At 69.1% G+C, this 12,048-nt stretch carries 12 protein-coding genes; 7 read left to right on the top strand and 5 right to left on the bottom strand.

All coding sequences use genetic code 11. The features are described 5' to 3' along the window. Window positions 1-259: 259 nt before the first annotated feature. Window positions 260-712 (bottom strand): transposase, encoded by a 453-nt coding sequence (locus tag V2J85_RS41175; protein WP_419836737.1) that lies wholly within the window; start codon window positions 710-712, stop codon window positions 260-262. A gap of 417 nt (window positions 713-1,129) precedes the next feature. Between V2J85_RS41175 and V2J85_RS00220 the strand changes: the two genes are divergently transcribed. Together V2J85_RS00220 and V2J85_RS00215 are read left to right on the top strand one after the other, a co-directional pair. Beyond that, the gene (locus V2J85_RS00220) at window positions 1,130-1,945 is read left to right on the top strand and encodes a hypothetical protein (protein WP_330820233.1); all 816 of its coding nucleotides are present in this window, start codon (window positions 1,130-1,132) and stop codon (window positions 1,943-1,945) included. 332 nt (window positions 1,946-2,277) lie between these two features. Then, window positions 2,278-2,613 (top strand): hypothetical protein, encoded by a 336-nt coding sequence (locus tag V2J85_RS00215; RefSeq protein WP_261953729.1) that lies wholly within the window; start codon window positions 2,278-2,280, stop codon window positions 2,611-2,613. A gap of 299 nt (window positions 2,614-2,912) precedes the next feature. Here V2J85_RS00215 and V2J85_RS00210 read toward each other — a convergent pair whose 3' ends face one another. After that, window positions 2,913-3,545, bottom strand: a complete 633-nt coding sequence (locus V2J85_RS00210) for a TetR/AcrR family transcriptional regulator (RefSeq protein ID WP_261953730.1) — start codon at window positions 3,543-3,545, stop codon at window positions 2,913-2,915. Window positions 3,546-3,912: 367 nt separating this feature from the next. On the opposite strand from V2J85_RS00210, the gene V2J85_RS00205 reads away from it, so the two are divergent. The 4 genes from V2J85_RS00205 to V2J85_RS00190 all read left to right on the top strand — a co-directional run bounded on the left by V2J85_RS00205 (window position 3,913) and on the right by V2J85_RS00190 (window position 8,327). Then, a complete protein-coding gene (locus V2J85_RS00205; RefSeq protein ID WP_261953731.1) occupies window positions 3,913-4,689 on the top strand; it encodes an SDR family oxidoreductase in 777 nt (258 codons plus the stop codon). A 155-nt stretch (window positions 4,690-4,844) separates the two neighbouring features. After that, entirely contained in the window at window positions 4,845-5,282 is a 438-nt protein-coding gene (locus V2J85_RS00200) for an SRPBCC family protein (RefSeq protein ID WP_261953732.1), read from the top strand. 105 nt (window positions 5,283-5,387) lie between these two features. Then, complete coding sequence (locus tag V2J85_RS00195) at window positions 5,388-5,987, top strand: 2'-5' RNA ligase family protein (RefSeq protein ID WP_261953733.1); 600 nt, start codon at window positions 5,388-5,390, stop codon at window positions 5,985-5,987. Window positions 5,988-6,653: 666 nt separating this feature from the next. Next, complete coding sequence (locus V2J85_RS00190) at window positions 6,654-8,327, top strand: hypothetical protein (RefSeq protein WP_330820232.1); 1,674 nt, start codon at window positions 6,654-6,656, stop codon at window positions 8,325-8,327. A 275-nt stretch (window positions 8,328-8,602) separates the two neighbouring features. On the opposite strand, the gene V2J85_RS00185 is transcribed toward V2J85_RS00190, so the two are convergent. Both V2J85_RS00185 and V2J85_RS00180 read right to left on the bottom strand, forming a co-directional pair. Further along, complete coding sequence (locus V2J85_RS00185; RefSeq protein ID WP_330820231.1) at window positions 8,603-9,589, bottom strand: helix-turn-helix domain-containing protein; 987 nt, start codon at window positions 9,587-9,589, stop codon at window positions 8,603-8,605. A 386-nt stretch (window positions 9,590-9,975) separates the two neighbouring features. Then, complete coding sequence (locus V2J85_RS00180) at window positions 9,976-10,254, bottom strand: hypothetical protein (protein ID WP_330820230.1); 279 nt, start codon at window positions 10,252-10,254, stop codon at window positions 9,976-9,978. Between the two features lie 90 nt (window positions 10,255-10,344). Between V2J85_RS00180 and V2J85_RS00175 the strand changes: the two genes are divergently transcribed. Further along, window positions 10,345-10,818: a MarR family winged helix-turn-helix transcriptional regulator gene (locus tag V2J85_RS00175; protein WP_261953737.1), complete on the top strand. Its 474-nt coding sequence runs from the start codon at window positions 10,345-10,347 to the stop codon at window positions 10,816-10,818. A gap of 65 nt (window positions 10,819-10,883) precedes the next feature. Here V2J85_RS00175 and V2J85_RS00170 read toward each other — a convergent pair whose 3' ends face one another. Beyond that, on the bottom strand, window positions 10,884-11,762 hold the full coding sequence (locus V2J85_RS00170) for a PI-PLC domain-containing protein (RefSeq protein ID WP_330820229.1): 879 nt from the start codon (window positions 11,760-11,762) through the stop codon (window positions 10,884-10,886). Window positions 11,763-12,048 lie beyond the last annotated feature (286 nt).

The following is a 12,048-nucleotide window of genomic DNA, read 5'->3' as shown; positions in this document are numbered from 1 at the left end:
CCCTCGATCGGCTGCCCGTACGGAAGCCTCGCCGTACGGCAGCTCACTGATTGCGCGGTCGGCTACTACAAGGCCGTTGCCTGGAAGCAGCCGGACGGCATCGTGATCGCCTGCCCGGTGCTCCCCACCGCCTACGCTTCGCACAGGCAACGTTTCGCGGGGCGAAGCGGTCCGGCAACCGCCGACGGAGTGACAGCGTCCGAAGGCGCCCGACCTCTGTGGGCCGACGCACGGCGGCGGGGGACACGCAAACGGGCTATCACCTCGGTGAAGGCGGGTGCGTCACCGGCTTGCCCGGCAGTGAGAACGAAGGCAAGAGGCGGCCATCGGCGTCCGCAGCCAGTTGGATCTTCGTGCGCAGCCCGCCGCGGGACCGGCCGATGGCGTGATCGGCCGGCTCTTCGGCCGACGCCGCCCAGGTCAGGTCTTCGTCGGCATCGGCCTGGGCCACCAGCGCGGTGAAGACCCGCTCCCAGGTGTCGTCCAGGGCCCACATCCGCAGCCGGTTGTAGACGCCTCGCCAGTTGCCATACCTCTCCGGCAGGTGGACCCACTGCGTTCCGGTCTGGAATGTGATGGACCGGTCCGGGGACGTCGCTCTGGTGCGGCAGTTTTGCTGGTCGCGGGGTGAGCGTTCACTTCGCGGACTGGTACGGGGCGGCCACGACCGGGCAACACGTGTGTTTCGAATCAGGGCTGGAGCGCGCAACATGAGCGATGGCCACTCGTCTCGGCCGATCCAGTCCGCCCAGGTCATCGGTCTCCAGTCGACAGTCGATCCCTGTATCCCGGGCACAAGTGGCATCCGCCCTCGCACCGCACCATCGTCACCGACGCTCGGCTCGTCCGAGCACGGCGGCTCGGACGGGTGGCTAGTCCGCGGCCCCCGGAGGGAGCATGGCAGACCGTCTACACCCGCTTCCGCCGCTACGCCCTCGACGGCGTGCCGGTCTCACGTGCGGCGTGCCGACTGGAGAGTCCCAACCTCCAGCAACGGCGCGGAGTTCAGCAGTCGCGACTCGAATCCCTGGCCCGAGGCAGCCGGTGGTCCGTACGGACGCCACCGGCCACGCTGCTCGAGGTCCTGCGCACCAAGGATAGGGAGAAGCGGGACCGCATCATCAATGCGATGACTTCGCGACACTGGGTGCGGCTGCACACCGAAGCCGACCTCGAATGCGCGGAGTTGGTGGCGGAGGCGCGGCGCACGCGCCCGCGGTGGGTGCGCCAGCTTCCCCAGCCCGGACGGCCCGCCGCCCTGCGGGAGTTCTGGACGCGCAGGATCTGGCGGGAGGCGGCACGGGACAGCACTCCGCTCGCGGCCCGCCAGCCGCTCCTCACGGACGCGGTCGAGGACCATGTTTTCGGCGTCCTGAAGAGCAACAGTCTCGCGATGCGCGAGGCCGAATGGCATGCGGAGGACCTGGCCAAGGTGACCTACCTGGCCACCGAGGAGGCCCCGGACTCCTACCTTGCGGGCTGGCGGCGCGGAACTCACGCCGCCGGATGGCGCGTCGAGGGGCGGGACGTGTTCCGGCACGCCCTCGACCGGCACGACCTCAAGACGTGGGCAGGGCACGACACCACGTACGGGGACTGGCTCGCGCCGTATCTGCACCTCGACCGCGTGCTGCGGGACCCGGAGGACTTCACCCGTTTCTGGCTCACGGACGTCGACGAAGCACGGATGCCGCGCAACTGGCTGCGCTGGGCCTCCGGCGTCGCGTTGCTCGAGCACAAGGTCACCAAGAGCTCGGGCCGCGACAACCAGTTGGCCTGTTATCTGCCGGACTGCGACGTCTTCCTCTCCGAGGACCGGCGCTTCGTCCGCGCCCTGCAGCGGGTGAAGGAGGCGGCGCCCATGCCCCTGCCGGAGATCCGCTGGGTTGACATCGAGGCGAGCGGCAGCCGGGCCGTGGACGTGATCGCAGCCGCGCTGGTCTGACGTGCGCGATACCCCGTGCCGTGCGCAGGACGCGGCGCAGCACACGCCAAAGGGACGTCGGGTGCTCGAACCCTCAGCGGGCGGGTCACGGCGGGCGCGCACGAGGGCGTTGATCTTGTCGCTCAGCTCACCCACTGCTTCCGCCGTGTCCCACCACCGCTTCATGCGTGGCGCTGTCCCAGCAGGTCGGCGGGGGGCCCGGCTCACGAACGGTCCAATCGCCCGCGGCTGGTGGCCACCGAGGGTGACTGGCCGCCAGTCTCGGTGAGGCAAGCCGGGCAGGGCGGCCCATCCCGGGCCGCCCTCGCCAACCCACACAGGAGGAGATCCTCGTGAACATCCGACGCAGCGTCGTCCTGGCGGCCGCCGGCGCGGCAGTGGCAGGAGGGCTGGGCATCGCCCCGAGCGCCACCGCTATGCAAGCGACGCCGGCGACGAGCCACAGCACGCGGGAAACGAGTACCAAGCACGTGAAGGCGGACTGTGTGTTCTGGCACGATTCCCGGACGCAGGGTGTCGCCTGTGGGGGAGGGCCGTACCAAGCCTGGGCCAAATGCGACAACGGCAAGTACGTGTTCGGGAAGGCCGTGAGCAACTACTCCTGGTCTTACGCGTATTGCTCATCCGTCGGAGCTTACCGCCGCACGGGTGACGTGAACTTTCTGTGAGTGAACGAAAGTAGAACGCCGCGGTGACCGCTTGCCTTGTCCGGCACGCGCCCGTGGTGCCAGCCTCTGGAACAACAAGGGCAAGGGGGCGGCGGAGGGCGGCTCGTGCATGACGAGCCGCCCTTGGGCACGCAGCGCCGCCGTACCTGCTGGCGGTGATCCGGGAGCCGCGCGCATCGCCGGCCGGCCGGTGTCCTCGGCAAGGGGTCCCGGGGCCGTTCAGGCGTGGGGGAGAGGTGCCGTGCCAAGCGACACGGGCCCGACCCTGGTCACCGGCCAGGCACTGGTGGGCCTGCGGACTACTCGTCGGCGGATGGCTCGGGCTTCGCCTGGAGCTCGTCGAGCCGCAGAAACGCCAGCGCCCGGCGCATCAGATCCACGAGTTCTTCGGGCTCGTCCTGCCAGGCCCAGTACTCCATGGTGACGGTGAACGCATCCAGCACCGCGGTGGTCAGCAGACGCACTTCGAGACTGTCGACCGGGGCGTCCGCGCGGGACGCCAGCGCGGGCGCGAGCCGTTCCTGCATCTCCCGCCCCGCCGCGAGCCAGCGCATCTTCAGGACGGGGACACTCCCCAAGACCCGGACCAGCCGACGGGCCCGCGCGGCGTCCTCCAGGCGCCGCTCGGCCATCGCCGTCCCGAAGGACGCCTCGATGGCGGCGCTGAGCGGTTCATCGACCGGATGTTCCGCGAGGACATCCACGAGCTGGCCGACGCTGGAGGCGAAGAGGGGGGTGAGGGCGTCCTCCTTCGTCGAGCAGTAGCGGTAGAAGGTGCGCAGGGAGATGCCCGCGGCCGAGGCGATGTCCTCGACCGTCGTCGTGTCATAGCCGCGCTCGGCGAACAGGGCCGCGGCGGCCTCCGCGATCTCCAGCCGAGTCTGAAGGCGCCGATGTTCCGTCAGGGACGGACGGCCGCGCGCTGCCGCCATTGTGTGCTCCTCGCCGTGCTTCACCGGACCTCGGCCTTCATTCTCACAGAGAATTATTGGCACGCTGCGCCAAAAATGCGTATGTTGATCAGCGACTGATCAGCAACTGATCGGCAGTCGATCAGCAGCCGATCGATCAATGATCGATTCGTCCGCTATGCCTGCGCTGTCGCGCTATCCCTGCGTGCGTGCGTGCGTGCGTGCCTGCGTGCCTGCGTGCGTGCGTGCCTGCGTCCTGCGTGCGGGTGGGGCCGCGCGGCGAACGGCGATTGCCGATCGGTGATGGCAGACCGGCGGCGTACGGCCACCGGCCGACGCGCGGTGATCAGTGACCGGTGAACGTACGGCGTCAGCGAAGGAGCCCACCATGCCCCGCACTTACCTCATCACCGGAGCCGCCTCCGGCATCGGCAAGGCCACCGCCATCCGACTCAAGGAGCAGGGGAACACGGTCATCGGTGCTGACCTCAAGGACTCCGACATCGTCGCGGACCTCGCCACCCAGGATGGCAGGGCCCATCTGATCGAGCGGGCAAGCGAGTTGAGCGGCGGACGGCTCGACGCCGTCATCGCGGGCGCCGGCCTCGCCGGTTTCGAACCGCGCGCCGTCAGCGTCAACTACTTCGGCGCGGTCGCCACCTTGGAAGGGCTGCGCCCCTTGCTGGCCGCCGGTACGGACCCGCGCGCGGTCGTCATCGCCTCGGTCGCCTCCATCCACCCTCACGACACGGCCATCGCCGACGCGGCGCTCGCCGGTGACGAGGATGCGGCCTTGGCCGCCGCCCAGGCAGCGGTCGACCGGGGAGAGGGCTATGCGATCTACGGCTCGACCAAGGCCGCCATCGCCCGGTGGATACGCCGCACCGCCGTGGCCGCAGACTGGGCCGGCGCCGGGATCCCCCTCAACGCCATCGCCCCCGGCACGGTCATCACCCCCATGACCGAACCCATGCTGGCCAGCCCCGATGTGCGCAAGATCGTCGACGAGACCGTCCCCATGCCGCTCCATGGCCACGCCCAGCCGGACCAGATCGCTCCCCTCCTGACCTGGCTCACCTCGCCGGAGAACGAACTGGTCACCGGCCAGGTCATCTTCATCGACGGCGGCGCCGACGCCGTACTGCGCGGCGACGGCACATGGTGAGTCGTCCAGGCAAACGGCCGATCAGAGCCGACTCACAGTCCTCGCAACCCACAGTCCTCACAACCACAGTCCTCGCAACCACAGACCTTGCAAACTCAGTCCACGAAACGCGCAGTCCTCAGTCATCGGAAATCGCAGTCACCGGAGGCCCCTCCGTGCACACGCTCACCCGTACCGCCGTCGTCACCGCCGCCCCCGATGCCGTCTGGCAGATCATCGGCACGTTCGGCGGCCTTGCCGACTGGCACCCTCTGCTGCCGCCGTCGGTGATCGAGGACGATGCCGATCCCGAGACGCCCGGGGCGGTACAGGCGTTCTCCGTCAACGGCCAAGTAGTCATCCGGGAACGGCTCCTGGAGAAGGACGACTCGCGCCGGATGCTCCGGTACACCATCCATGAATCCGCCGTCCCCGTCTTCGACTACGTCTCCACGCTGTCCGTGCACCCGCACGAGACGGGCGCCGAGATCCGCTGGGCCGCGACGTACGAGGCCGCCGACGAGCTCGTCCCCGAGGTCGAGAAACACTTCGGCGACACCATCTACGCCACCGGCCTGGATGCCCTCAAAGAACGCTTCGCCCGGCCCGCTTAGGTGCGCTGTCCCGGCACGTTGGTGACAGGCGACATGCCTTGGCACGCGGTGGGGGTCGGAGAGGCTCTGGATGGTTTTCCGAGCCCGATTTGGGACCATGGCCATGTGAACGGGAATCCGGTTTTCGGCGGGGCCGAGCCGGTAGATGCGCTCGAGGTGGCGCCGACGGCCCGGACGGCGGTGGCGTGGCTGCCGCCGCGGAAGCTGTGGCCGGTGATTCAGGACATCCGCTGGGAGCACGATCCGCAGGTACGGCGGTGGCCGCCGCATGTGAATCTGCTATTCGGCTTCGTGCCGGAGGAAGCGTTCGCGCGGGCCGTGCCGCTGCTCTCCGCCGGGGCGGCGCAGAGCACGGCGTTCACGGCGCGTCTGGCCGGAGTGCGGTATTTCCGGCACCGGCACTACGCGACGTTGTGGCTCGATCCGGCTGCGGCGGATCCGGCGCCGTGGGCCCGTCTCCACCGGGAGCTGGGGTTGCGGTTCCCACTGTGCCACGGGCGCGCCGGCCGCTTCACCCCGCATTTGTCCCTCGGTCGCACCCAGGACCCGAAGCGCTTGGCTGGCGAATGTGCTGCCCGGCTCGGCGTGCTGTCGGCGGCGGTCGAGGAGGTGGTTGTGCTCTCCCGACGCGGCGAGGGGCCCATGCGGCCTCGGGCCGTGATCGCACTGGGCACGGGCGAGGTCCGCCGACCGCAGGATTGCTGAGGTGCTCAGTCGCAAAAGGATCAGTCACAACCATCAGTCACAACGATCAGTCACAATGATCAGTCACAACGATCAGTCACAACGATCTGTCCCGTGTCACCGATCCTTGAGTGTGCGCCGTCGAAGTTCATGGGAAGGGAGGGGGTGAGGACCCAGCGGCGCGCAACGCGAAGCCTTGGAGGTTCCCTGTTGCGGGTATTGCCGCTGGTCGCCCGCAAGGGGTGCTTGACCTGGCCGACTGGCCGACTGGCCGATGGGCGGACCTGGCCGACCGGGCTGTCGACCTACGAAGATTCCCACCGGAGCCGACGGCCGATTGCGCCCTGGTGTCGTTCCTCGGCGTGCCATGCGAACAGTATCGAGGCGCTGGTCACCCCCGGGTTACAGTCGAAATGAGCTTCCCGGGAGTGACCCGCCAGGAGCCGGCGGACCTCGTCGAGACAGCGCAGCGGCCTGCGCCCGTCCGGGGCACCCGGGCTCGTCCGGGGCCGCCGTGGATCACGGAAATGAGGCTGGAGGTGACTGTCTGCGCCGGCTGTCAGCAGGAAGAGACCGGTGTGGGCTTGCCCTGTTCGTCGAACGCGGAGGTCAGCCGCGAAGCCTCGATCGGCACCTGTGCCCGGGGCGCCGACTGTCGTCGAGTCACATCCCTCTGCAGGAGATCCCATGGACTACTTCGACCTCGGGACCGTCACCCGGACCGTATCGACACCTTCGCCGGAAGCCCAGCGCTGGTTCGACCGTGGCCTCGCATGGAGCTACGCCTTCAACCACGAAGCAGCCGTCACCTGCTTCGAAGCGGCGGCGGCAGCGGATCCCGGCTGCGCCATGGCGTACTGGGGCATTGCGTTCGCCCTGGGCCCCAACTACAACAAGCCCTGGGAGTTCTTCGACGACGCCGATCTGCAGCGCTCGGTGGAACAGGCGCACACCGCCGTCGAACAGGCCCACACAGTGTGCGACGGGGCCACCCCGACCGAGCGCGCGCTCATTGAGGCACTGCGCGAGCGCTACCCGGACTCGCACCCCGCGACGGACTGTTCCGTCTGGAACGAGCCCTATGCCGAGGCCATGCGCGCCGTATACGAACTCGCTCCTGACGACCTGGACGTCGCCACCCTCTACGCGGACGCGTTGATGAACCTCACCCCGTGGCAGCTGTGGGACCTGCGCACGGGCGAGCCCGCAGTCGGCGCGCGCACGCTGGAGGCGAAGGCCGTCCTCGACCGTGCGTTGCTGACCGAGACCGGCATCGACCATCCGGGCGTACTGCACATGTACATCCACCTGATGGAGATGTCGCCGACGCCGGAGAAGGCTCTGTCGATCGCCGACCGACTGCGGGGACTGGTCCCGGACGCGGGCCACCTGCACCACATGCCCTCACATCTGGACGTGCTGTGCGGGGACTACCGACGGGTCGTGTCGGGCAACAGCGAGGCGATCAGGGCCGACGAGAAGTACCTGCGCCGAGCCGGCGCGATGAATTTCTACACGCTGTACCGCTCGCACAACTACCACTTCAAGATCTACGGCGCGATGTTCCTCGGCCAGTCCAGGACAGCACTGGAGACGGCCGCGCAACTGGAGGCGGCCATCCCCGAGGAACTGCTGCGCGTGGAGAGCCCACCCATGGCCGACTGGCTGGAGGGCTTCCTCGCCATGCGGGTCCATGTGCTGATCCGCTTCGGACGATGGGCAGACATCCTCGCGCTGCCGATGCCCTCCGACCCGAAGCTGTACTGCGTCACCACGGCGATGCTGCACTACGCGCGCGCAGTGGCGTACTCCGCCAGGGGGGCGACCGCCGAGGCCGAGGCCGAACGAGCGCTGTTCCGCCAGGCGGCCGGACGGGTTCCCGAGACGCGGATGCTGTTCAACAACACCTGCCGGGACATCCTGGCGATCGCCGCCGCCATGCTCGACGGCGAGCTCGAATACCGCAGGGGCGCGTACGACTTGGCGTTTTCCTCCCTGGAGCGCTCCATCGAGCTCGACGACAACCTGCCCTATGACGAACCGTGGGGCTGGATGCAGCCGACCCGCCACGCCTATGGGGCGCTCCTGTTGGAACAGGGCCGGGTCGAAGAGGCCGAGGCCGTCTACCGGGCGGACCTCGGACTCGACAGCACCCTGCCCCGGTCCTCGCAGCATCCAGGAAACGTCTGGGCTCTGCACGGCTTTCACGAATGCCTGGTGCGGCTCGGCAGGACGGGAGAGGCCCGCATCGTCGCCCAGCAACTCACCATGGCCACCGCACTCGCGGACGTCCCCGTCGAGGCGTCGTGCTTCTGCCGCCTCGACACCACGGACACGAACAGCGGCTGCTGCTCCGACTGAATCCGGTGTACGTCCCGGGCGGCCGCGCCTACGCCTGCCATCCGGCACCAAGGCCGGTCACCTTCCGCTCCGTTCAAGAATCGGTGGTTTCATCGACGTGGCGGTGCGGCGGGGGCGGTGACGGATCCTTCGACGAGCAGCGGGAACAGTCGGGTAAACCACGGCTACGGCTACGGTTACGGCGTCCCGTGGACGCGCAGCGGGGTGGTGGTCCCGGTCGCGGTAGCCGGCGAGCAGTGGGCGGCATGCGGTGAGACTGCCTCACGTTGGTGCGGCTATCGATTCTGCAGTAGCGCTTCCCCCAAGGGCCTGAGGGTGTGGTGAACGCTACCGCCGGTGCGTTGAGAAGAGATGAGTCCCGCGTCGCGCAGTATCGCGGTGTGGTGGGTAGCAGTGGCCGCAGAGATCTTCAGCCGGCGAGCAAGCTCCGTTGTGGTGCAGTCACCAGCGGCGATTGCCTCAAGAGCCGCCGCGCGCGTGGTGCCCAGCAGAGCCGCACACGCACCCTTCGCATCGTCCCGTACATCGTTGTCCTTTCCGGTGCCGGCGCCCTGCCACGTCAGGCTGCGCTGGACGGGGTAGAGCAGGACCGGCGGAAGCTGCGGGTCACGGAGCATCATGGGGCCGTGCGAGCAGAAGAACGAGGGGATCAGCCGCAGCCCCCGCCCACCCAGATGAACCTCCCGATCCACGTAGTGCGAGCGGACTTCCAGCACGGGATGCTTCCAGCGCACGTTCGGATGCAAGCCGTCCAGCAGGCCTCGCGTGCCGCCACTCTGTACGGCTATGGTCCGTAGCCGGCGGTCGACCTCCAAGTGGGTGCGAATCTGGGATTCGTAGGGGCGGATGGCCGCGGTGTAATAGTCGCGCACCGCGTCTGCGATGCGGGGCAGCTGCCGTGGCGTCAGCTCCCGTATCCATAAGGGGGCGTGGTACAGCCGCGTGAAGCGACCGAGGTCGGCCTCGAAGCGGTCGCGCGGGGTGGTCGCCAGGCTCTGCAGGCCTTCCTCCAGGCCAAGGGCTGAGGCGGCAGGGGTGAGGAAGTCGGGGCTGTAGCCATGGGGCGGTGCCAGGGCGAGCAAAGCTCGAGCCGGACGGTTCAGCTGGGACAGCGTCTGCCTTCGCCACCGAGCAAAGCCCGGTACGGGGCTGTTACTTCGCAGGAGAAATTGACTGAGCAACGCCTCCCACAGTGGATCAGGGCGCTCAGCAACGTGCGTCCTGGCAAGGTCCTCCACAGTGAAGTGAATACGCACAGTCATCCGCAACTTTCCTTTCCTCCCCGGCGCCTCAACACCGGTGCCCATGCCCGCCGGGCGCACACGAACCGTGGCCGCCTCAGACATTTTCTGTGAGCCGGTCGCGGACGTCGCGTTCGAGTGCCTGGCCGGAGCGGCGGTGAACACCGCGCCTGAGTCTCTTCTGCGTGAGCTCGGCGAAACCACCGCTCCACCAGGTTCAGCCAGGACGAGCTGGTGGGCGTGAAGCGAAGGGAGGGAACTGTTCACCTTGCCAGGCGACGGGCCGCCTCGATCCTCGACGCGGGTGCCGTCCCGCTCTCTGCCTGCCGAGGCGGCGCCCAACCGCATGTCCCGCGACCGGTTCGACGCGGTGCTCGGCCGTGCCCTGGCCGGTGTGTCGGGCTGACCTATGCGGCGTCGGCGAGGATCTCTTCCACGAGGGGGGAGCGGGGGTGGAAGACGTCGAGGAGGCCGATGGTGCGGAGGGCGGGGGCGAGTTCCCGCATCTGTGTGACGAGGGCCTCGTGCTCGGGGGTGCCCTCGACGAGTTCGTCGAGGCGGATGGCGTTGGCGACGAAGGCGGCCACCGATCCCTTGCGGACGGTGCGGCCGTTGATCGCGGTCGAGTCGATTCCCTCGGGCAGGACGTCCTCGGGGCGGACGGCCGGCTGGTGCTGCTGCGACATGGCAGTTCTCCTTACGTGTGGGAAGCACGTGCTTTCTGCACGCTTATGACGGTAGCAGGACTCCGTGTTTTTTGCACGTATCATCGAGGGGTGAGCAAAACGACCCGTGACAGCACCTCCGCCGCACGCGTGGCCGCCGCCATCGGTGCGCTGACCATGCGAGCCACCCGTGCCGGGCTCTACAGCCGGCTGACCTCTGGAGTGGCGGGCGTGGACGCCACGACCTACCCGGTGCTGTCCGGGCTGGACCGCGTGGGGCCCGTCACCGCCACCAGGCTCGCCGAGGCGATCGGCATGGATCGCACCGTCACCACCCGCTACGCGACCCGACTGCAGGAGGCGGGGCTGATCGCCCGCCGCCCCGACCCCTCCGACGCCCGCGCCACCCAGCTCGTCCTCACCGCCGACGGTGAGCGGACGGTCGCGGCGCTGCGCGCGGGGATGGAATCCTTCCTGGCCGAGGAGCTGGCGACCTGGCCGCCGGGCGAGGCCGCCGCCTTCGCCGACCGCCTGGAACGGCTGACGGAAGCCCTTGCGCACCCGGATGCGGGCCGTACGGCCTGACGCGGGAGCACCGACGGTTCCCGCCGGCCGCTCCCGCGTGCTCGTGAGGTCGCCGGCTCCGGGGCTCAGGGCAGCTTCTCCTTCGCCACGTCGGGACGGAAGAGGGCTTCGAGGTAGTCCGTCCACTGCGGGTTGGGATATCCGTAGCTGCCACGGTCCGACGCGGTCCCGGCCGGCCAGACCTGGGGGTCGTGCACGGCGCCGCTGGTGTCGACGAGCACCGTGTTCGTCCCCGCGGACAGGAACGCTTCGTAGGGCGACGTGGGGGTGCGGCCGCCCGTGCCGGGCGCACCGTACGGAGCCGTGCGGCCCGGCAGGAGTGCCTTGAGGCGTCTCATGGCGTCTTCGCGGGCGGCGGGCAGCTCTGCCGCGTCCGCGGTGACACGGACGCCGAGGATGACGACCTCGGAGGGGTGACCGGTGATCCAACGGGCGAGGGATGCGGCCTCGCCCGTGCCGGACGGGCCGTCGAAGAACGCGCCGCCCAGCAGACCGCCGTGGTAGGTGTACCACTGGCCGTCCTGATAGCACAGTCGCAGGTCTATGTAGCGTGCTCCCGCGTCGAGTTGGTCGACGATCGGGCGGCTCTGGGTATGGGCCATGCTCGCGGCCAGGCCCGGCCAGACACGAGAGACGTCGTAGGTGTCGCCACTTCGGCAGAGCCCGGAGCCGTCGTGGATGCTCCAACTGCCGGCGTCGTGGCTGCCGGGCATGGCGATGCGGTTCAGCGGCCGTGTGCCGATCTGCGGGCGTAGCTGCTCCATCCAGTGGGCGAGGTCGACGGCCCCGGCCTGGCGCGTGGGCGTCGGCAACGTATCGCTGACTGTCGATGCCTGCGCACCGGCAGGGGGTGCGGCGGGGGCGTGGGCGCCGGCCGTGGCCGCCATCGCGCCGGCCAGCAGGGCCGGGAGGAGCAAGGTGCGGCTGCGCCGTGAACGTCGCATGCGTGGGGGCTCCCTCTTGTCCTCGGGGATGCTCCGGTGGACCGAAGCACGAAACCGACAAGGACGCCATGGGCATGCGTCGTTGGTGCGGGCCTCGGCGGTGGAAGTCGGCCGGAGAGGAAACCGGGTGCGCTGATCGAGGCAGCCGCGCATCGACTCGCGGTAGGGGCGGGCTCTCGCGTGGCGGCACCTGGAACCCCCGTCGTGGTGGAGCCGGAACCCCGCGCACGGCGGTACCGCATCCGGAGGTCTGTCTCGGGCACGTGGCCGGAATCACAGGGCGGGC

It is taken from the genome of Streptomyces bugieae (genome assembly GCF_036352915.1).
GTDB classification, from domain to species: domain Bacteria; phylum Actinomycetota; class Actinomycetes; order Streptomycetales; family Streptomycetaceae; genus Streptomyces; species Streptomyces endophytica.
This window is presented reverse-complemented; position numbering and strand designations above follow the sequence as displayed.